Source organism: Microbispora cellulosiformans, assembly GCF_008728085.1.
Lineage (GTDB): Bacteria > Actinomycetota > Actinomycetes > Streptosporangiales > Streptosporangiaceae > Microbispora > Microbispora amethystogenes.
This window is the reverse complement of record NZ_VYTZ01000003.1, coordinates 21,533-41,735: the sequence shown is the minus strand read 5'-3', so window position 1 is coordinate 41,735 and position 20,203 is coordinate 21,533. Positions and strand designations below refer to the sequence as shown.

Annotated in this window: 25 protein-coding genes; 24 read left to right on the top strand and 1 reads right to left on the bottom strand. The window is 73.2% G+C overall.

The window, feature by feature from the left end; translation table 11 throughout:
* Window positions 1–3 precede the first annotated feature (3 nt).
* From F5972_RS08080 to F5972_RS07965, 24 genes are all read left to right on the top strand, one after another.
* Window positions 4–546, top strand: coding sequence for a hypothetical protein (locus tag F5972_RS08080; RefSeq protein ID WP_150932770.1), 543 nt, complete (start codon window positions 4–6; stop codon window positions 544–546).
* Between the two features lie 35 nt (window positions 547–581).
* Window positions 582–776, top strand: a complete 195-nt coding sequence (locus F5972_RS08075) for a hypothetical protein (RefSeq protein ID WP_150932768.1) — start codon at window positions 582–584, stop codon at window positions 774–776.
* A gap of 57 nt (window positions 777–833) precedes the next feature.
* Window positions 834–3,842, top strand: coding sequence for a hypothetical protein (locus F5972_RS08070; protein WP_150932766.1), 3,009 nt, complete (start codon window positions 834–836; stop codon window positions 3,840–3,842).
* Window positions 3,843–3,845: 3 nt separating this feature from the next.
* A complete protein-coding gene (locus F5972_RS08065; RefSeq protein ID WP_150932764.1) occupies window positions 3,846–5,180 on the top strand; it encodes a hypothetical protein in 1,335 nt (444 codons plus the stop codon).
* Window positions 5,180–6,184: a hypothetical protein gene (locus F5972_RS08060; protein ID WP_150932762.1), complete on the top strand. Its 1,005-nt coding sequence runs from the start codon at window positions 5,180–5,182 to the stop codon at window positions 6,182–6,184. Before F5972_RS08065 ends, F5972_RS08060 begins: the two co-directional genes overlap by 1 nt.
* Before the next feature lies 1 nt (window position 6,185).
* Entirely contained in the window at window positions 6,186–6,680 is a 495-nt protein-coding gene (locus F5972_RS37010) for a hypothetical protein (protein WP_191910011.1), read from the top strand.
* Between the two features lie 67 nt (window positions 6,681–6,747).
* Complete coding sequence (locus F5972_RS08050) at window positions 6,748–7,467, top strand: glycine-rich domain-containing protein (RefSeq protein WP_150932760.1); 720 nt, start codon at window positions 6,748–6,750, stop codon at window positions 7,465–7,467.
* A gap of 120 nt (window positions 7,468–7,587) precedes the next feature.
* On the top strand, window positions 7,588–9,219 hold the full coding sequence (locus tag F5972_RS08045) for a hypothetical protein (RefSeq protein ID WP_150932758.1): 1,632 nt from the start codon (window positions 7,588–7,590) through the stop codon (window positions 9,217–9,219).
* Between the two features lie 8 nt (window positions 9,220–9,227).
* Complete coding sequence (locus F5972_RS08040) at window positions 9,228–9,524, top strand: hypothetical protein (RefSeq protein WP_150932756.1); 297 nt, start codon at window positions 9,228–9,230, stop codon at window positions 9,522–9,524.
* 149 nt (window positions 9,525–9,673) lie between these two features.
* Window positions 9,674–10,096, top strand: a complete 423-nt coding sequence (locus F5972_RS08035; RefSeq protein WP_150932754.1) for a hypothetical protein — start codon at window positions 9,674–9,676, stop codon at window positions 10,094–10,096.
* Between the two features lie 8 nt (window positions 10,097–10,104).
* Complete coding sequence (locus tag F5972_RS08030) at window positions 10,105–10,647, top strand: hypothetical protein (RefSeq protein WP_150932752.1); 543 nt, start codon at window positions 10,105–10,107, stop codon at window positions 10,645–10,647.
* 93 nt (window positions 10,648–10,740) lie between these two features.
* Entirely contained in the window at window positions 10,741–11,508 is a 768-nt protein-coding gene (locus tag F5972_RS08025) for a peptidoglycan recognition protein family protein (protein ID WP_150932751.1), read from the top strand.
* A complete protein-coding gene (locus F5972_RS08020; protein WP_191910009.1) occupies window positions 11,487–11,801 on the top strand; it encodes a holin in 315 nt (104 codons plus the stop codon). Before F5972_RS08025 ends, F5972_RS08020 begins: the two co-directional genes overlap by 22 nt.
* Before the next feature lie 34 nt (window positions 11,802–11,835).
* Window positions 11,836–12,156, top strand: a complete 321-nt coding sequence (locus F5972_RS08015) for a DUF6504 family protein (RefSeq protein ID WP_150932747.1) — start codon at window positions 11,836–11,838, stop codon at window positions 12,154–12,156.
* A 232-nt stretch (window positions 12,157–12,388) separates the two neighbouring features.
* Window positions 12,389–12,835: a hypothetical protein gene (locus F5972_RS08010; RefSeq protein ID WP_150932745.1), complete on the top strand. Its 447-nt coding sequence runs from the start codon at window positions 12,389–12,391 to the stop codon at window positions 12,833–12,835.
* A 98-nt stretch (window positions 12,836–12,933) separates the two neighbouring features.
* Complete coding sequence (locus F5972_RS37005) at window positions 12,934–14,316, top strand: hypothetical protein (RefSeq protein ID WP_191910008.1); 1,383 nt, start codon at window positions 12,934–12,936, stop codon at window positions 14,314–14,316.
* Window positions 14,313–15,329: a hypothetical protein gene (locus F5972_RS08000; protein ID WP_150932743.1), complete on the top strand. Its 1,017-nt coding sequence runs from the start codon at window positions 14,313–14,315 to the stop codon at window positions 15,327–15,329. The genes F5972_RS37005 and F5972_RS08000 overlap by 4 nt, the downstream gene beginning before the upstream one ends.
* Window positions 15,316–15,795 (top strand): hypothetical protein, encoded by a 480-nt coding sequence (locus tag F5972_RS07995; protein WP_150932741.1) that lies wholly within the window; start codon window positions 15,316–15,318, stop codon window positions 15,793–15,795. Before F5972_RS08000 ends, F5972_RS07995 begins: the two co-directional genes overlap by 14 nt.
* An 82-nt stretch (window positions 15,796–15,877) precedes the next feature.
* The gene (locus F5972_RS07990; RefSeq protein WP_150932739.1) at window positions 15,878–16,132 is read left to right on the top strand and encodes a hypothetical protein; all 255 of its coding nucleotides are present in this window, start codon (window positions 15,878–15,880) and stop codon (window positions 16,130–16,132) included.
* 26 nt (window positions 16,133–16,158) lie between these two features.
* Window positions 16,159–16,404 (top strand): hypothetical protein, encoded by a 246-nt coding sequence (locus tag F5972_RS07985; RefSeq protein ID WP_150932738.1) that lies wholly within the window; start codon window positions 16,159–16,161, stop codon window positions 16,402–16,404.
* A 581-nt stretch (window positions 16,405–16,985) separates the two neighbouring features.
* Window positions 16,986–18,041 carry a hypothetical protein gene (locus tag F5972_RS37000; protein WP_191910007.1) on the top strand — a complete coding sequence of 352 codons (1,056 nt, stop codon included), beginning with the start codon at window positions 16,986–16,988 and terminating at the stop codon, window positions 18,039–18,041.
* Entirely contained in the window at window positions 18,038–18,379 is a 342-nt protein-coding gene (locus F5972_RS07975; RefSeq protein ID WP_191910006.1) for a hypothetical protein, read from the top strand. The genes F5972_RS37000 and F5972_RS07975 overlap by 4 nt, the downstream gene beginning before the upstream one ends.
* The gene (locus tag F5972_RS07970; RefSeq protein WP_150932732.1) at window positions 18,376–18,735 is read left to right on the top strand and encodes a hypothetical protein; all 360 of its coding nucleotides are present in this window, start codon (window positions 18,376–18,378) and stop codon (window positions 18,733–18,735) included. Before F5972_RS07975 ends, F5972_RS07970 begins: the two co-directional genes overlap by 4 nt.
* Before the next feature lie 71 nt (window positions 18,736–18,806).
* Entirely contained in the window at window positions 18,807–19,121 is a 315-nt protein-coding gene (locus tag F5972_RS07965; RefSeq protein ID WP_150932729.1) for a hypothetical protein, read from the top strand.
* A gap of 69 nt (window positions 19,122–19,190) precedes the next feature.
* On the opposite strand, the gene F5972_RS07960 is transcribed toward F5972_RS07965, so the two are convergent.
* Entirely contained in the window at window positions 19,191–20,126 is a 936-nt protein-coding gene (locus tag F5972_RS07960; RefSeq protein WP_150932727.1) for an AraC family transcriptional regulator, read from the bottom strand.
* Between the last annotated feature and the right edge of the window lie 77 nt (window positions 20,127–20,203).

Here is a 20,203-nt window from a genome sequence, read left to right as displayed (position 1 = left end):
GCCGTGGCACGCCAGAAGTTCGCGCTCAACACCGAGCCGCACGTCGCCGAGATCGGCGACGACATCGAGCTGTTGTTCAAACCCGAGGTGACGGGCGAGGAGTTCCTTGCCGCGCACGAGAGGCTGCAGCAGGCGCAGGCGCAGCTGACCGACGGCGACGGCCAGGACCGCTCGGTCGCGGAGCAGGCGCGCGTCGCGAACCTCGCCGTCAAGCTGTTCCTCGCCGGGTTCATGCTGCCGAAGTCCGCGCTGGTGTTCGCCCGCTGGGAGGTCCGCGACCCCACCGGGCAGGTGGTGCTGTCCACGGGGGACCCGGGCGAGGCGGAGCGGCACGCCGCGAAGGTCGACGGCGCCCAGGTGGCCGACGTCGGGATGGCGCTGCCCGACCGGGTGCTGCTGGCGCTGACCAACTGGGTGACGGAGGTGTACGGCGGGGGCCGCCCTACTGGGCTGTCCGGCGGATCTGCCACAGCGTCGCCACCCAGTGGGAGGAGATCGACGGGCAGCTCGCGCTCCAGGGTGTCGACCCCCGCGCGTGGTCGCTGAGCCGGCTGCTGAACGCGGCCGAGGTGATGATGCGGATGGCCGCCAAGGACGAACCGGAGTGGCAGCGGATCCGGGCCCGGCTGTACGCGCCGCCGCGTGAGGAGCGCCGCGCCGCCGCGTCCGCTGGCCGGGCGGGCGGGGGCCGGGTGGGGATGACGCGGGCGCAGGCCGCCGCGCTGCTGGGGCAGGTCGCCGCCGAGGACGCCAAGGCCGGAGGGGGCGGCGGCTAGTCTGGGATCGCCGCTGGTTCTGGGCCGGGCAACCTGCGATTTCCGCGAGGTTGCCTGGTGGCAGACGACATTGTGGGCTCGGCCCGCATCAAGGTCGAACTCGATGACGACCTGGCGCAGCGGCAGGCCCGCACCGTCGCCCGCCGCCTGGCCAAGGCGTTCCAGGAGGCCGGGAAGGAAGCGGGCGACGGGTTCACCCGCGACGCTGAGGGCCGCCTGCGTGACTCGCGCGGACGGTTGGCCAAAGAGGGCGAAAAGCTCGGCAAGTCCGCTGGGGAGGGCGCGGCCCGCGGCGCGTCCCTGCTGACGAAGGCGCTCGCGGCGGCGGGGAAGGGCCTGCTGTTCTACACGGCCGGCGCGGGGGCGGTCACCGCGCTGGGCATCTCCCTGGCCAACACGGTGGTCAACGCCACCCGCCTGTCGGCTGCGCTGGCGCCCGCCGCTGGGATCGTCGCCGCCCTACCGGCGGGGGCGCTGCAGGCGGCCGCCGCCGTCGGCACCCTCCGCCTGGGCCTGGTCGGGGTGTCCGACGCGATCGAGGCGGCGTTCACCGGCGACCTGCAGGACTTCCAGGAGGCGATGCAGCGGCTGTCGCCGGCGGCCCGCGCCATGGCGGTGGAGCTGCGCGGTGTCCGCCCCGAGCTGGAAGCGCTGCGCCTCAGCGTGCAGGAGGCGCTGTTCGCGCCGCTGCAGGGGGAGATCACCCGCCTGGTCGGTGTGCTGCGCGGCCCGCTGCAGCAGGGCATGGTCGGCGTGGCGTCGCAGTTCGGCCGGCTCGGGCTGGCCGTGACCCGCTTCGCCGGGTCGGCCGCCGGGGTGCATCTGATCACCGGTGTGTTCGACACGCTGCAGCACACGCTGGCGTCGATCAGGTCGGACACGATCGACCGGCTGCTGCTGTCGGTCGGGTCGTTCGTCACCACCACCCTGCCCGCCTTCGATGACCTGGGCACGGCGATCGACACCGCGCTGAACCGGCTGTCGGCCTTCCTGGAGGAGGCCGTCATCAGCGGCGACGCGCTGATCTGGGTGAACGACGCCGTCACCGTGTTCCGGCAGCTGGGGGCGGTCGTCGCCGACACCTTCGGCGTGATCTTCGACGTGTTCGCCATCGTCAACGCCAGCGGCAACAACGCGCTGGGCGGGATCACCGCCGTCCTGGAGGGCGTGCGCGCTTTCCTGGCCAGCGCGCAGGGCCAGGCGACGATCGTTTCGGTGTTCCAGTCGCTGCAGGAGGTCGGCTCCCAGCTGAGCCCGGTCATCTCCGCGCTGCTGGTGCTGCTCGGCCGCCTCGCGCCGATCATCGCTGACCTGGCCGACTCGGTGAGCGGGACCTTGGTGGGGGCGTTCGACGCCCTGGGCGAGGCCTTGACCGCGATCGGCCCCGGCACGGTCGCCGTGTTCGAGCGGCTGCAGGAGGCCATCGCCAGCGCGAACTCGTCGGGGGCGCTGACCGACCTCGCCGGCGGGGCGGGTGACCTGCTGGAGGCGCTGGCGCCGCTGCTCCCGGCGGTGATCAACGTGGCGGGTGGGCTGGGGCAGCTGGCCCCGGCGGCGTCGCTGCTCGCCGCCGTCCTGACCCCCGTGGTGGCGGTGGTCGCCGCGGTGGCGGACGCGTTCGACAGCCTGCCCGGGCCGCTGCAGGCGGCGGTGCTGTCGCTGGGCACGATGGTGGCATTGCGGGGCCGGGTGGCGGCGTTCGGCGCGACCCTGGCGGCGCTGCCCGCCCAGCTGTCGGCGCGGGCGATCGGCGTGGCAACCCGGGGCCTGGGGGTGCTGCGGTCCGGCCTGGCGGGGCTGCTGGGGGTATTCGGCGGGCCGTGGGGGCTGGCCATCACCGCCGGGGTCACCGCCCTGTCGCTGTTCGGGGACCGGCAGTCGGAGGCGGCGCAGAAGGTGTCGGACCTGACGGCCACCCTCGACGAGCAGACCGGCAAGCTGACGGACAACACCCGGCAGTGGGTCGCCACGGAGCTGCAGCAGCGCGGCATCCTCGACCTGGCGAAGCGGATGGGCATCGACACCGCGCTCGTCACGTCCGCGGTGCTCGGGGAGGCGGGCGCGGTCACCCAGCTGAACGACGCGCTGAACGCCAACGTGGCGGCGGCGCAGTCCCGGTCGGGCATCGAGATGACCAGCCAGCTGCAGGCGGAGCTGCTGAACAGCGACACCCTGCGCCAATCCGTCGGGGAGCTGTCGGCGGCGTACCGCAGCGCCAGCAGCGAAGCCCTGCTGAAGATCGAGGCGTCGAGGAGTCTGCAGCAGGCCGAGCAGTCCACGGCCACGGCGGTGCAGCTGACCACGCAGGCGATGAAGGAGCAGGCGGATCTGCTGCGCGCGCAGGTCGACCCGGCGTTCGCGTTCCAGCAGGCGCTGCAGGGGGTGGCCGACAAGCAGAAGGCGTACAAGGACGCCGTCGCCGAGTCGGGGGCCAAGTCCCGGGAGGCGCAGCTGGCGTCGCTGGACCTGGCCCGCGCCAGCCTGGACCTGCAGAACGCCGCCGCCGGGCTGGGCGACACCTTCACTGGGAAGCTCACCCCGGACATGCGGGCGGTGCTGAGCGCCGCCGGCTTGACCAAGGGGCAGATCCGCGACGTCGAGCGGGCGTTGAACGACACCCGCCGGGCCGCCGAGGACTACCAGGGCAACTACCGGGCCAACGTCGAGGTCGTCGGGGCGGACGCCGCCGAGCGGCGCATCCGCAACCTCAACAACGTGATCGCCGACGTGCAGCGCAGCGTCACCATCGGCATCGTCGCCAACGTCAACCTGCGGGGCCTGCCCGCCTACGACCACGGCGGCATCGTCGACTCCCCCACGGTGGCGCTGCTCGGAGAGCGCAACCGCCGCGAGGTCGTGATCCCGTTGACGAAGCCGGAGCGGGCCAGGCAGCTCGCCGCCGAGTCCGGGCTGACCCGCATCCTCGGCACCCCCGCCGCCCCGGCCGCTGCGGCGGGCGGCGGGGACACCCACCACCACACCTGGAACCTGTACGAGGTGGGCGACGCGGAGGCCACGGCGCAGCGCGTCGTGAACCGGCTCGCCCTGGCCGGCGGAGGACTGTGACCCGTGCTCGACACCTACCTGCTCCTCGGCGACACGGAGATCGCCAACCACGCCCGGTTGGACGCCTACCTGCAGTCGGTGGGGTCGCCCCTGACCAGCAAGCAGGCGTGCCACTGCCCGACGTTCACGGCGCAGCTGGTCGGCGACCGGCCGTACACGACGCCCCAGGGCGACGCGGCGCCGTGGTGGGACCCGAACGTCCCCGCGTCCGCCGAGTTCGCCGGGCTGATGGTGCTGGACGTCGACGGCCTCGACGACCACCCCGTGAAGCGGACGGTGACGACGGCGGTGGCGGGCGGCGCGGCGCTGGGCCCACCTCGGGTGCAGCCGCGGACGATCGTCGTCAAGGCGCTCGTGCTCGGGTCGACGTGCTGCGGCGTGGACTACGGGCTGAACTGGCTGGCCCGCGCCCTGGAAGGGTGCGGCACCCCAAAGTGCGGCGACTGCCCCAGCGCGGCGTGCGGCGGCACCGACCTCACCGTCTACAACTGCTGCCCGTCCGAGGCGCTGGGGGTGGAGGAGTTCACCGCCCGCCACCGCCGCACGCTGCGCCGCGTCGCCCTGGTCGACGGCCCCACGGTGCTGGCCCGCGAGGGTGACGGCTGCAGCACCGGCGACGGCTGCAGCGCGGGTGCGGACGTGCTGACGGTCGAGTTCACCCTGACGGCGGCCACGCCGTGGCTGTGGGCGGACCCGGTGCCGGTCCTGGACGCGGCGATCCCCAGGGACTCCACCAACAACTGCATCCAGTGGTGTGTCCACCCGTCGGCGAACTGCCCCGGCACGTGCCAGCTGGCCGAGTGCCCGCAGCCGCCGGTGCTGTGCTCGGACCCGACGTGCCGCACCCCGACGCCGCCGAGCCCGCCGCCACCCGACACGTGCTTCTGCCAGGCTCTGGCCCCGGACGTGCAGTGCTTCGGACTGGACCGGTCGGCCCGCGCGCGGTGGTTCCCCGACGCCCCCGTGATCACGGTCGACGCGGGCGGCAGCGACCTGCGCCGCCTCACCGTGACGTTCTACGAGCGGACAGCGGCGAACGCGGGCATGACGTGCGCGCAGATCGCCGACGCGGCTCGGTGCGCCCCGCACAGCGTGTATCACGCGGCGTACGTCCCGGCCGGCGGGACGCTCACCCTGGACGGGCAGGTGGGCCGGGCCACCGTCACCTGCCGGGGCGTCACCGAAACCAGCCCGGACGTGTTCGGCAGGGACGGCGCGCCGCCGTCGTGGCGGCTGCTGGAATGCACCGCGTTCTGCGTGTGCATCAGCTCCGACCCGCTGTTCACCCCGGCCGCCGACGCCACGGTGTCCATCTCACTGTCCGGCAGGGGGTACTGATGGCCGTCGGCTGCGGCGTCCACACCGCCGCCATTCATGACCGCGACGGGGCGATGATCACCCCGGCCGACACGCTGATCGAGGTGGAGTGGACGCGGGTCCTCAACGCCATCTCGACCGCGAAGGCCACGATCTACCCGTCCGGCGACTGCTGCCAGGCCGTCGACAACGTGCGTTCATGGCGGCACAAGCTGGTGATCTACCGGGATGGCCGCCTGGTGTGGGAGGGGCCGATCCTGGACGCCGACTGGAAGTACGGGGGGTTCGAGGTGCAGGCCGGCGACGTCCTGTCGTGGCTGGACCGCAGGGTGCCGCACCAGGACATCGAGTTCGACGAGACGGACCTGGCCGACATCGCCGAGTGGCTGATCGAGGACGGGTTCGCCCCCGACGACCCCGGCCACAGCGTGCAGACCATCGGCCTGGCCGGGATCACCGGCGGCCGCGCCTACAGCAAGGACGTCGGGCAGACCGGCGACCACCTGCGGGACCTGGCCGACACCGGCATCGACTTCACCGCGGTGGGGTCGCGCATCCTGATCCTGCCGGAGGACCACACCACCCGCGTCGGGTCGCTGTCGGACGCGGACTTCCCCGACGGGTTGACGGTGTCGGAGGACGGCGTCGGCCTGGCCACCCGGTGGGTGGTGCACGGCAATGACAAGGTCGTCGGCGAGGCAGGCGGCATCCACCCGTACTACGGGCTGCTGGAGCGGGTCGCTGACGAGTCGTCGATCCGGAAGAACTCCTCCGCCGCGGCGGCCGCCAGGTCGCGGCTGCGGTCGTCCCTCCCGGCTCCGGTGTGGATCGCGTCCCAGCAGGCCACCCTGTCACCTGACGCGGCGGTCGACGTCCCGAGCCTGGTGCCGGGCTGGTGCGTGGATGTGACGTCGACCCGCACCTGCAGGGTGATCACACAATCCTTGAAGATCATGACGGTGAGGGTGATGGAGAACGGCAGCGGGGAGACCGTGTCGGTGCAGCTGGCCCCGGCGGGGGCGTGACATGGCGGCCAGGGGAAGCGCCTCCCGCAGGTCGCCGTACGGGGCGATGGCGGGCATCGTCGGCGACCTGACGCAGCGCACCCGGGCGGTGGAGAACGACCGCACCTCCCGTCAGGGCCCGCCCGGCGAGCCCGGCCCGCCCGGGCCGCAGGGCGAGCCGGGGCAGCAGGGCCCGCAGGGCGAGCCGGGGCAGCCCGGGCCGCAGGGACTGGCAGGCCCCTCCCCCGCCTCCGCCGTCCTGCTCACCACCCCCGACGGCCGGGCAACCTGGGCGTTCCCCACCCCGTTCGCGGCGCCGCCCGTCGTCGGCGCCCTGCCCGTCGACGGCCAGCCCGGCGACGACACCACCGTCACCGCCGCACTGGAACAGGTCACCACCACCCAGGCCGTGGTGCGGGTGTGGCGGACCCGCGCCCTGCTCGGGCTGGGCCTGCTGCCCTCCGTGCCCGCCGGGGCAGGCGTCGAGGTCCATATGACCGCCACACCCCGCCCATAGAATCCGTGCCGTAGCCGCTGGTTATGGGCCGGGCGCACCAGCAATCCACCATGAGGGGTGGTGTGCCATGGCACGCGCCTGCGTGTGCTCCGACAGGTTGACCGTCAACGCCAGCGGCGAACTGTGCGTCATCCCCGGCAGCCTCGGCCTGCGGCAGATCATCGTCTACGACGACCCGGGCGTCTACCAGTTCCAAAAGGCGTCCTACCCCTGGCTGGCGCGGGTGCGCGTGCGGGTGCAGGGCGCGGGCGGCGGCTCCGGCGGGGCCAACGCCGCCTCCAACCAGCTGATCGCCCGCCCCGGCGGCGCGGGCGGCAGCTACGGCGAGTCGCTGATCAACGTGGGCACGCTCGGCGCGTCCGAAGCGGTCACCGTCGGCGCCGGAGGCGCGGCCGGGACCGGCAACAACGCCGGAGGCGCCGGTGGTTCCAGCTCGTTCGGCGGCCTGGTCATCGCCCCCGGAGGGGACGGAGGCACCGCCAACATGATCTCCGGCACCACACTGGGCACCGCGACGGGGGTGCCCGGGCCATCCGCAGGAAGCGGGCAGATCCGGGAAGGCGGCGGCGCCGGCGGCGGCGCGATCAGGCTGAACGCCACCGAAGGCATGAGCGGCCAGGGCGGCGAGAGCATGCTGGGCCACGGTGGTTTCGCCCGAGGCGGCGCAGGTGCGGGCACCAACCCGCGCGGGTACGGCGGCGGCGCCGGCGGTCCCCTGTCCACCGGCGGCGCAATGAACGGCGAAGCGGGCGGCAACGGGGTCGTGATCGTTGAGCTGTACGGGTGACCGCCGCGCGACCTGGGCGTCCTGCCGGGGCGCGGCTCTAGACTCGCCGTAGCTGCTGGTTATGGGCCGGGCGCGCTGCTGGTTTTGGGCCGGGCAGCACTCCAACCAGGAGATACGGCCTTGTCCAGATGCGACTGCGGCACCCGGTGCACGTGCGTCATCACCGCGGGCGACGGCATCGCCGTCGACGGCAACGGAAGCACGTCCGCCCCCTACGTCATCAGCACCAGCGGCGACGGGACGGTGTCCTGCGACGAGGTGCGCCCCTGCATCTCCTCCGGCCCCGGGCTGGACTACGACCCCGCCACGGGGGTGATGGGGGCCCGCCCGAGCACGGACGCCGGCAACACCTTGGCGATCGGCTCCGACGGCGGGCTGCTGGTCCCGCCCGGCGCGGCGACCGCCTTGCAGGTCAACGACACCCCGAGCGTGGACCTGTCCCTGGCCGGGGACGGGTCGGCCGGTGCGCCGTACCAGGTGAGCGCGGCGGTACGGCTGGACGCCACCCCGCCCGGCGGCGGCACCAACCTGCTGCACTCGAACGCCGATGGGCTGTACGTCGAGTGCGCCGACGTGCGCGGCTGCCTGTCGGAGGGCGACGGCATCGACTACGACCCGGCGACGGGCGTGATCTCCGCCAGGTTCAGCACCGACGCGGGGAACGCGGTCAGCTTCGGCAGCGACGGCGGGCTCATGGTCACGCCGGGCGCGGTCAGCTGTGACGACGTCCGCCCGTGCCTCAGCGAGGGCCCCGGCATCGACTACGACCCCGCCACCGGCACCATTGCGGCCAAGCCGAGCACGGCCGCCGGGAACACCCTGACGATTGGCTCCGACGGCGGGCTGCTGGTCCCGCCCGGCGCGGCGACCGCCTTGCAGGTCAACGACACCCCGAGCGTGGACCTGTCCCTGGCCGGGGACGGGTCGGCCGGTGCGCCGTACCAGGTGAGCGCGGCGGTACGGCTGGACGCCACCCCGCCCGGCGGCGGCACCAACCTGCTGCACTCGAACGCCGATGGGCTGTACGTCGAGTGCGCCGACGTGCGCGGCTGCCTGTCGGAGGGCGACGGCATCGACTACGACCCCGCCACCGGCACCATCTCCGCGAGGCCCAGCACCGACGCGGGGAACACGGTCACGATCGGGTCGGACGGGGGCCTGCTGGTCCCGCCGGGCGGGGGCGCGGCGCCCGCGACGGGCTGCGGCCTGACGGGTGACGGGTCGGCGGGTGCGCCGCTGGCGGCGGCGGTGTCGGCGTGGCCGTACCCGTGCGACGTGAACGCCGAGGCCGGGCTGGTCTACTGCGACGACTCGGGTGTGCTGCGGGGCGAGCCGAGAGCGAGGTACGACTTCCAGCAGCAGCACATCCCGTCGGACTTCACGAACCCGACGGTGCCGTCGGGGATCGACGTGGTGGTGCTGACCCGCAACTTCACGATCACCAACCCGGACCCGTGCCGCCCGGCGCGCGTGATGGTGGAGCAGGAGGTCGACATCGACTTCTTCCTGCCCGCGGGGGCGTCGGCGGCCGGGGGCATCGGCACCGACGAGATGCAGTTCTTCTACAACCGGTCGGCGAGCACGACGAACAACATTCACCAGCAGTCGACGAAGGTCTACAACATGGGCACGCCGCTGCCGCCGGGCGGCTCGGCGACGATCACGATGGACGTCACGATGGGCCGCGGCACGAACGGCGCCACCTACGACAGGATCCAGACCTTTCTGCGGGCGTTCATCTTCATTCTCTGAGAGGCGACATGATCAGGTATTTTCGGCTGCCCGGCGGCGGGGTGGAGCTGGTCGACCAGGAGGGCGGCGCGCCGTACGTCCCGCCGGACGGCGCGGTGGAGCTCACCGAGGAGGAGTACCGGCAGGAGTTGGCCGCGATCGAGGCTGCCCGCCAGGCGTACCAGGAGCAGCAGGAGGCGGAGGCGACCGCGAAGGCCCGGGAGGACTACCTGGCGTTGAAGGCGGCGGGCCTGCCGGAGGAGACGGCGCGCCGCCTGTCGGGGTACACCCCGCCCGACGACGAGGGCAGCGACCAGCCCGCGTGATGTGCGGCCCCGCGGGCGTGCGGGGCGGCCGGTCCGGGGGTGCGCGCCCGGGGCCGGCCGCCCTGCCGTTGCGGGGGCGGTCACTACACTCGCCGTGAGCGCCGCTGGTTGTGGGCCGGGCCCCCCGGTCGACACCCAGGGAGGCCCTGTTGATCCGCGACTGGCTGCCCGCACTGCGCCACAGGATTGGGCATCGCGGTGCGTTTTTGCTGTTCCTGGCGGCGTTGGACGTGGCGTACGCGCGGCGCCTGGCGTGGCCTGACCCGCACCTGGACGCCAGCCCCCTGTACGCCTACCTGACGGGTATCGCGCCGGGCCAGGTGTGGGCGGTGCTGTGGGGCGGGGTCGGCGTCCTGTGCGGGTGGGGGGCGTTCCGCGTCCGCGACGCCATCGCGTTCACCGCGGCGATGGCCCTGAAATTCGTGTGGGCGGCGGTGAACCTGCTGGGCTGGTTGTTCGCCAGCCTGCCGCAGGGTGACTGGGCCACCGCGTTGTGGGTGTTCGCCGCGCTGGTCGTGTACGACGTGGCGAACTGGCCGGAGCCCGCCCGCGAGCCGGGCGGCACGGGGTGAACGCGGCCGTGCTGGCGTTGGAGGCGGCGCAGGAGTCGGGGTGGAACGCCGCGTCGTGGGTGTCGGTGCTGGGATCGCTGATCACCCTGGCGGGGGTGTGCATCACCGGGGTCCTGACGTACCGAGCCAGCGTGAAGTCCAACCAGGCGACGATCGACGCCGCGGCGCGGGCCGCCGAGCGGGAGGAGGAGAAAGAGGAGCGCGAGGCCACCGCCCGCCGCCAGGAGCTGCTGGATGAGACGGTGCGGCACCTGCGCGAACACCTTGAGGGGATCATCGCCCGCCTCACCGAAGAGATCGAGTACACCCGCACGGTCGCGCAACGCTTGCGGGAGCAGGTCAACGAAGAGCAGTCGATCAGCGACAAGCTGCGGCACCGGGTCCGCGCCCTTGAGGAGCAGGTGGAGGAGATGGCGCAGACCATCGCGGATCTGCGGACCCGGCTGATCGCCGATGACGCGGCGACGGCGATACGGCTGGGCTACCTGCGGCCCCGCGCCGAGCAGGGCGGCCCGCCCGGCGGGGAGCCTGCCGCCCCGGCGGGCGGCTGAACCCCGAGGAGTGGTCGGGGGTGCGGGCTACACTCCAGCCGTAGCCGCCGCTGGTTGTGGGCCGGGCGCAGGTGACCACCGCGAGGGGGCGGCGTGGACCTGATCGAACGGCACCAGTGGCGGGCTCGGGACCCGAAGGGCGTGGTCTACCTGCAGGCCCCGCCGCGCGGCGTGAAGATCCATTACATGGGGGCGCGGGTCGACCCGGGCATCGTCGACGACCACAACCGGTGCGTCGAGGTGGTCAAGTCCGTGCAGAGGCAGCACATGGACGTCAACCTGTGGGGCGACATCGGGTACACGGGCTGCGCGTGCCCGCACCGCAAGGTGTTCGTGGGGCGCGGCCCCGGTCACCTGCCCGCCGCGAACGGCGCCGGACTAAACGCCAAGCACTACGCGATCTTGGCCCTGTTGGGCGATGAGGGGCTGGTGGTTCCGCCGCCGGGGCTGCTGCACGGCCTGGTCGACGCGATCGAGTGGCTGCGCGGGGAGGGCGCCGGCCGGGAGGTGAAGGGCCACCGCGACGGCTACGCCACCGACTGCCCCGGCGACCAGCTGTACGCGTGGGTCCGGCAGGGTGCGCGGCGGCCCGACGACGGCGGCGGCGCGGTGGCGGTGCCGCCGTGGCATCGGGTGCTGTCGTACCCGCCGCTGATGGAGGGCGACGACGTCCGCACCTGGCAGGCGCGCATGCGGGCGCGGGGGTGGCGCATCACCGTCGACGGCGTGTTCGGGCCGCAGTCGCGGGAGATCTGCCGCCAGTTCCAGATTGAGAAGCGTGACCTGCACGTCAACCCGTCGATGGTGGGGCGGGTGGACCGGCCGACGTGGGAGGCGGCGTGGACCAGCCCGATCACGTAGGCCGCCACCGCCGCCCACCCGCCGCGCCCGCCGCGCCCGCCCGGGGCGGGTGGTTGCTGTCGCGGGCGTGGTGGGCGGACGCCGCGGAGCGGGCGGTGCGCGCCGCAGCCGGCGGGGCGCTGGGGGTGCTCGCCGGGAAGCAGACGCAGGTGCTGCCCGCCGCGGACTGGCGGCTCGCCGCGCAGGCCGGGCTGGCGTTCGGGGTGGGGTCGCTGCTGGTGTCGATCGCCGCCGGGGGCACCGGCGACAAGACGTCGGCGGCGTTCCTGGGCCGGCCCGACCCGCCCACGTGACCGGACGGGTGCGGGTGTAAGGCAGGCTGGTGCGGTGCGGTGGTACGGGGAGCCCTGCCGGGTGGAGGCGGTGCCGCAGGTCGACGACGGCCTGCGGCCGATGCGGGTGGTGTGGCGGGACCGGGCGGCGGTCGTCGCCCAGGTGGTAGAGGCCCCGTGGTGCGAGGCCCGCGAATGGTGGAAGCAGCTCGGCCAGCCCGCCACGGCCCGGCTGCACGTGTGGTTCTGGCGGGTGGTGGCCGTCTCCGGCGTCACCGAGCAGCAGGTCGCGGAGGGGCGCGCGGACGGGCCCGCGCTGGAGCTGATCCTGCGGGAGGACGACGGCAACTGGTGGGTGGAGTACGTGGTCGACTGACCCGCGTGACCTGCGACGGCGCCCCCGCTCGGGACAGCAAGGGCGCCGTTGTGCACGTCCACGGCCAGTGGAAGATCGCGAGCCCGGGCCGAAACCCGGGCTGCAGCGTGCGTTTCGGAGTGTACGCGGCGCGGCCCGGTTCGCCTACCCGACCACCGTTGTCCGGTCCGCCTTGCACATTGCGCACGTACACCTGTACGGTGTGTCTTGCATCATGCGAGGGGGGGTGATCATGGATGAAGATACGCAGCAACCTGCGCTGATAGGTCTCGACGGGATCGCGGAGTTCTACCGCAAACCGCCGAACACTATCTACTCGTGGAAACGACGAGGGAAGTTCGGCCCGCCGGACGCGGAGGTCGCCGGAAAGGCGATCTGGTACCGCGACCGGTTCCGCGACCCCGGCGACGACAGGAATATCGACCTTGGCGAGAGGCCGCCGCTGCCCCGGCTGATGGGCATCGCCGACGTGGCGAAGGCGTTCGCCGTCAAGGTCGGCGCGGTCGAGAAGTGGAGTCTCCGAACTCGGGACTCGGGCGACACCACTCCCCGGCCGCCGGAACCACGGTGGGTGATCTCCTACACGCCGATCTGGCTGCCTGAGGACTGGCGGCCGTTCGCGGAGGCCACGCACCGCCCGTACGACCCGCCGCCTGAACAGGGGGGCGGCACCAAGTAACACCATCGTCCGCCCAAAGGTCTGGGCGGACGTCTGCCCGTGACCTATGCGGGCGCACAGCATGTGCATCAGACACACCACGGCCAGTGGAGGAACGAATGACACTGAACACCCGGCCCCCGACATGTGTGGTGCCCTGGCCGCTCATCCTCGTGGAGGGCGGCGAGAAGAGCGGCAAGTCCTGGATGTTCGCGGAGCTGACGGCCAGCCCGCTCGTGGGCCGCAGCTTCTGGCTGGACCTGGGCGAAGGCGCGGCCGACGAGTACGGCGACATCTCAGGCCGCATCACCTACGAGGTGATCATCCACGACGGGTCGTGGGCCAGCATCCTGGACCAGGTCAAAGAGGTCTACGCCGAGGCGGCCCGCGCCCGGGAGGCGGGCGAGAAGCCGGTCTGCCTCGGCATCGACTCCGGCACCCTCATCTGGGAAATGCTCAAGGACTGGGGCTCGGAGCGGGCGAAGGGCTCCAACGCGAACAAGCGCCGCCTGGCGATGGACCCCAACGCGGAGGTGAAGATCCCGCCGAACGTGTGGGACGACATCCACGCCCGCCGCAAGCGGCTGATGCAGCTGCTCATGACGTTCCCCGGCATCTGCGTGGTCACGGCCAGGGGCAAGGAATCCATCGTCGTCGACGACAACGGCAACGTCGTCAGCGGCGTCACCACGTACAAGGTCGAGACGCACAAGGACCTGCCGTTCCAGGCCACCGCGTGGATCAGGCTGTCCCGCGACGCCCACCCCATGATCGTCGGGGTGCGGTCGAAGTACCTGAAGATCCGGCACGGCAAAGAGGACCAGGCGCGGATCGTGCCGAACCTCACCCTGGAGCAACTGATCTTCGAGGAGTTGCGCTGTTCGGTCGACTCCCAGCCGCGTGACCTGGTGGAGCTGGGCCGCGAGCGGACACCGGAGCAGGTCCGCGACGACGCGCTGGCCGCGACCGACCGGGAGCGGCTGCTGGAACTCCTCGCCGAGGCCGCGCACCCGGCGTTCCAGGCGATGACCGTGGAGAACGAGCAGGGGCACATCGAACTGCTGTCCGACCTGATCGTCCGGCGCGGCCACGCGCTGACCGGGGGCAGGCCCCAGCCCCAGCAGCGGCAGCCCGGCCAGCAGGCCCCCGCCCGCCCCGACAACCGGTTCTACCGGGAGAAGGAGTCCCGCGCCGCGCAGGCGCAGGCAGTGCCCCCCGCCCCGGACGGCGCCGGGTCGTCGCCGGACGACGTCGCCCCGCCCGCAATGGTCGACCGGCTGCGCAACGTGCTGGAGGCGTGCGGCACCGCCTCCGGTCCGGCGCAGCTGGCCGCCGTGCAGGCCATCACCGGCCACAAGGTCGGGCAGCTCGAGGAGCTGACCCGGGCTGAGGTGGTCCGCGTCGGCAAGCTCGCCGAGGCGGCCGCCCAGAAGAAGGACCCGAAGAAGGCCCTCGCCGCCCTCATGGGGCAGGCGATGAAGAACCGGAAGGCGGCGGCGTGACCGTGAGCGACCGTACGACTGAGGCCCCCGCCGAGCAGGCGGGGGCCGCCCCCGACGACGCCGAACCCGGCTTCGGCGGCTTCGGCGGGTTCGACAGCTTCGGCGACCTCGACCCGGACGACGCGGCGATGTTCGCCACGCTGGCCGACCTGCCCGACGACGACGGCGAGGGCGAGGGCGGGCTGGGCGGCGACGCCCCCGACTCCCCCGACGGCGACGCCGACGCGCAGGCGCAGGACCTGGCGGACGGCGCGCCCGAGCCCGGCCCGGCCGACGGGGAGGCCGCCGCCACGGATGGGCAGGATGCCACCCCGGACGGGGAGGACAAGCCGCAGGCCCCCGACGTGAAGACCGTCAAGCAGACCGCGGAGCACCTGGGGATGCTCGACGCGCTGCACAAGTTCATCGGCGACGAGTTGAAGCAGGCGAAGAAGGACCACGCGCCGCTGTTCGCCGCCGCCGCCAACCTCGGCGGGGAAAAGCAGATCGACCTGACCCTGCCCGACGGCACGAAGATCGGCACCTACAACCTCGACCAGCCCGGGGTGCTGATCGCTTGGGACACGGCGGCGGTGCGGGAGTACACGCGGCGCACCGCCCCGCACAACCTGTACGACGAGGTGAACCCGGCCGCGCTGAACTACCCGGACATCGTGGAGTTCATCAAGCTCACCCACCCCGGGCTGGTCCAGGAGGCGGTGCGGCCCTCCTACCTGACGCTGCTGGAGGAACAGCTCGACGAGCAGGGCCGCCTGCCCGACCCGACGACGGGGGAGCTCGTCACCGTCGCCAAGCGCAACAAGGTCGACGCGACGGGCGAAGGCCGCTTCGGCTGGACCCGCGCCAAGCGGGACGTGCCCGGCGGCCGGGAGCGGCTGGTCGCCGCCTGGCGCGCCGGGGAGCTGCGCGGCCGCATCGCACTGGACCCGCCGGTCGCCGCCCCGGCGGCCGGTGCCGACCAGCCGCCGCAGGGCGGCGGCCCGGAGGAGAAGGGCGAGGATGGGCACGAGTGAGCAGGCGCGGGTCAGCCCCGCTGTGGCGGCGCTGACCCGCGCCAGGGCGGAGATCGCCGCGGTGGTCGCGGAGACGCACACCCACCGGCAGGGGCACGGCAACTGCCGGTGCCCGGTGCCGGTGGCGGCGGCGGAGGTGGCGCGGCGGATCCTGGCGGCCATCGAGGGCCGCCAGCCGGCCGACGAGACGGGCCGCCGGGTGCGGACGCACGAGTGCGTGATCGACGGGTGCACGGAGCAGGTGCCGCTGCACATGCTGATGTGCGGGCCGGACTGGTGGAAGGTCCCCAACGAGGTGCGCAACCGGTACTGGTCGGCGCAGCGGCGCCGCTACCAGGACTGGGACGCGTTCGAGGCGGCGGTGGAGGCGTGCAAGGAGGCGGCGGTGCGGCCCAGGCCCGCGCCTCCTGCCCGCCCTGTGCCGCCCGCCAGGCGGGGGCCGCGCCCCCGCCCCGCCCGGGCCTGACCCTGCCCCCGAGGTGTGGCCGGGAGCGCGGCGTGCGGGAACCACCTGCACGTGCGCGTTCCCAGGTACACACTGAGTGGTTATGGTCACGCTGCTCACCTACCGGACCGGCCGGGGTGTGGCCGGCCGGTGTGACGCAGGCTGCTACGACGGTGCCGCCGCGCGGTGTGAGTGCGTGTGCGGCGGTGCCAACCACGGCGTCGGCTTCGAGACCGCGGTGGAGCAGACCCGGCAGATCGTCGACGCGTGGATGGATGAGCGCCGCGCCGACGGGTGGCTCCCGGCCTTGTCGGAGATGGAGCTGGGGCTGCCCATCGTGAACGGCCTTCTGTTCTGACCCCCTGCTCAAAGGAGCGTTTTGGCATGTCCGAGGGTGGTTCGAGGCCCGGAACGGGGGCGCGTCCGCACCGCATGCACCGCTGCCCGATGAAGGGCTGCACGGCGCGGCTGCCCCTGTGGGTGCTGTTCTGCAAGCCGCACTGGCGGGTGATCCCGCTGGAGAACCGGCGGGCGATCCGGGCGGCGTACAAGCAGCGCCACGTGCGGCCGTTCGCTTACCGGAACGAGGTGGAGAAGGTGCGGTACCTGCCGGGTGGTGTGCCCGCGTAGGTGTGAGCGGCACCGTTGAGGGGTCAGCCGTGTTTGGCCGACCTATGTACAGGTGCCGTAGTAGGTTGCCCCCACTGGTACGTCGCGTGGTCGTCTGCTTCGTGTCGGCTGCTCGCGGTCGGCGGCGTACCAGCCCCACACACGCAGAAGCCCCGCCAATGGGACGCCACATCCCGGCGGGGCTCCTCAACGACCTTTGAGCTGGAGGTCGCGCGTATGCGTTGGATTTTACCCGCGCACGCCCCCCGGAAGCAGGGGAACGGCGTGAACGAAACGGGTCATTCCCAGCTGGTGTTCCAGCTGTATGTGGAGCGGTACGGGCCGATGGAAGCCCTGGAGGCGGAGGCCCGGGTACTGCCGCCGCCGCCGTGCGGTCCACCGCCCGACTGCCCCGGTCTCGCGGCCCTGCACGCCGAGTCCTGGCCGCCCGCTCCTGCCTCGCGCCGCCCGACGGCGGCTGGTCTGCCACGCCCTTTCACCCGCATGGGGGGTCACGATATGCCCGAGCACGCCCACCGCACCGCCCCGCCTCCCGCCGGTGGCGCGGCCCGTCCGCGCCGAGCAGCAGGCGAGGGCAGCAGGTGACGGCTGCCGACGACTTCCCGTTCGACGAGGTCGAGGTGCGCGGCGGCCGGTCGTTCCCGTACGTCACCGGCGGGGAGTGGATCCTGCTCGCGCCGATCCCCAACGCCGCCAAAACCCTGTACTTCATCCTGCGGGCGCACGTGAACCGGGAGCGCGGCGGCAACCGGGTCTGGCCCAAGCAGGTCGTCCTGGCGCTGCTGCTGGACTTGAAGCGGGGCGACCAGGTCAAGCCGTACACCGAGGCGCTGCGGCAGATCGGCGCGGTCGACGTCGAGTACCGCCGCTACAACAAGGGCATGCGGAAGCGGATCATCTACACGGTCCACGAGGCCCCGCCGGAGCGGTACGCGGGCGCGGTGTCGCTGGCCGAGCTGTACGCCCTGATCAAGCACGTCGGCGCGGACGGCGACACCCCGCCCAGCAACGACCGAGCGCCGTTCAGTCTGGACGACATGCCCGGCCTGCTGCAGGCCATGTCAGGGCAAACCGCAGGTCAAGCGGACCCCCAAAATTTTGGGGGTCCGGACCCCGGAAATTTTGGGGGTCCGGACCCCGGAAAAATCCGGGGTCGCGACCCCCAAAAAATGCGGGGGGAACCACCTGAAAGAGAAACCACCCGAAGAGAAACCACCTCCCCCTCCGCCCCCACGCGCCGCCCGCGCGCCGCGAGCGACACCGGCACGCCCCGGGGGGAGGGGGCGGACGACCCGGAAGTGACGACGCTCGTGGAGGACATCAAGAAGCTGCGGCCCGGGTGGCGGCGCGACAGCATCCGCCGCGTCCTGTGCGACCCGGAGGTCAACGAACGCCCGTGGCCGGTGGTGCGGGCGGCGGCGCTGGCCGTGGCCCGCGACCCCGGCTCGCATGCCCCCGGCCGGTTGCGCGCCGACGGCCCGTGGTGGAACCAGACCGCCGACGGCTCCAGGCCGGGGTCCCGGCCCTGGTGCGGCCAGTGCCACCGCGACACCCGCACGGTGGAGGACCCCGTCACCCGGGACCCGCTCGGCAAGTGCCCCCGCTGCCACTGGTCGCTGACGGCGGTCGGGTCGTGAACGGCCGGGTGGTGGTGCTGGTCGACCCGGCCGGGGTCGTCGCCGTGTTCGAGGACTGGCCGGCGGTGTGCGTCGTGCGGGTGCACCCGCACACCCGGCGGCGCGACGTCCGCTGCCGGGAACCGATCTACCGTGGTGTTCCCGGCGCGCCGGAGCCGGTCGGCGTGCCCGGCGGGCGGGTGGCGGGCATCCGCCTGGCGGACGAGGACCTGGCCGGGCGGCTGCTGGGCCAGCGCTGCCTCATGCACTGGCCGGGCGGGCTCGCCGAGGCCGGGACAGAGTGGGTGCCGTTCGACCCTGGCCGCCACCGGGGCCTGCTCTTGGGGGAGGGCGCGTGAGACCCAACACGCTGGAGATCACCCGTTGCCGCGACTGCCACGCGGAGATCTTCTTCGCTGTGACGGAGAGCGGGGCCCGCCAGCCGCTGGACGCCGAGCCGGACCCGGCCGGCCCGGTGCTGGCGCGGCGCGGCGCGGGCGGGTGGTGGCTGGCCCGCGCCGTGCAGAGCGTCACCGACCCCAACGAGCTGCACCCGCTGGAGACCCGGTTCATGCCGCACTTCGCCACCTGCCGCAAGCGCACGCGCGGCACGCAGGAGGCACTGCCCGGGTTCGAGGCCCCCTCCCCCGCCGCGGCCCGGCCCCGGCCCGATGGCGGCGCCGCCGTCGCGCCGCTGCGGCGCAGGCGCAGGTGAGCCGGGTGGAGCGTTCCACGCCCGGCGAGTGGCCGACGCTGCCACTGCCGGTGTGCGACTACGTTCGAGGGGTGAGCCCCCGCCCAGAGGACGCCCCGACGGACGTCATCCCCGTGATCGTCGCCGGCACGCTGGTGCCCGGCGGCATGCCCGCGGCCACCTCGCGCCGGGTGGCGCCCAAACGGCAGGTCCGGGTGGACGGGCTCGGCTCGGTGGGGTGGATGCTCGACCAGGCCGGGGCGGACATGTACTCGCCGCCGTGGCGGCCGTGGCGGCGGATCTGGTGCTGGGCGATGTTCGGGCACTGGTACACGCCCGACGCCGACGCCTGCTGCGACTGTGGCAAGATCCGGCCGGACCTGCGGGGCAAGCGCCGTCGCCGCTGACCTGCCCGGCGGGCCAGGCACCAGCCGGTCACGTCCGCGCAGGTCAGCCCTCTTCTCCCCTAAGAGCACCTATGTACTTTCCGACCATTGGCGGGCGCGAGCGTCTCTAGCCGCCCGCTGGTAGGCGCTCGGCGACAGGCCGGTGGTGCGCTTGAATGCCACGCTGAGTGCGCTGTCGGAGCCGTACCCGACGGCCCGGGCGATGCCGGACAGGGTGTCGTCGCCGCGGCGGATGCGGTCGGCGGCGAGCTCGATCCGCCAGCCGGTGAGGTACTCCAGCGGGCCCCGGCCCACGACCTCCTTGAACCGGGCGGCCAGCGTGGACCGGGAGACCGCGGCGACCCGGGCCAGCTCGGCCACGGTCCAGGGGTGGGCGGGCCGGGCGTGCATCGCCCGCAGCGCGGGGGCGAGCACCGGGTCGGCCAGGGCGGCCGGCCAGCCGGCGCCGGCGGCCCGGGCGAGGTGCAGGCGCAGGATCCGGACCAGCATGACCAGGGCGAGGTGCTCGGCGACCAGCGTGCCGCCCGGCGGCGCCGCCCGCAGTTCGTCGTCGATCTCCCCCATCGCCCAGCGCACGGTCGCGGCCTCCGGCGTCGCGGCGGGCACGTGGATGACCGGTGGCAGGGCGTCGAGGAGCAGGGCGCGGCCGCGCTCGGTGAAGGAGAACGCGCCGCCGATGAGGAACACGTCGTCGCCGACGCCGGCACGGGCCACGCCGCCGGCGGCCTCGGCGAAGAGCGGCCCGGCCGGTTCAGGCGGGATGCCGGGGTCGCTCGCCAGCGTGAACGCCAGGGGACTGGTCAGGAGGAAACAGTCGCCCTCGACCAGATTCACCGGGTCCGGCATGCCGTCGACCCACAGGAGGCAACCGCCGCGCCGGACGGAGTTGAACTTGGCACCGGCCGGAGGGTCGAAGCGGACCGCCCAGCGCCCTCCTGCCGCGAACGCGGCGGACATGTGGCTGGTCGCACCGACGAGCGCGAGGACGTCCTCCAACGGATCCACGTTCCGCCCTCCTGGACGCTTGCTAAAGGATGGCGGACTCCAGGATACAGACAGTCCAGGGAACATGTTCGTAGCGT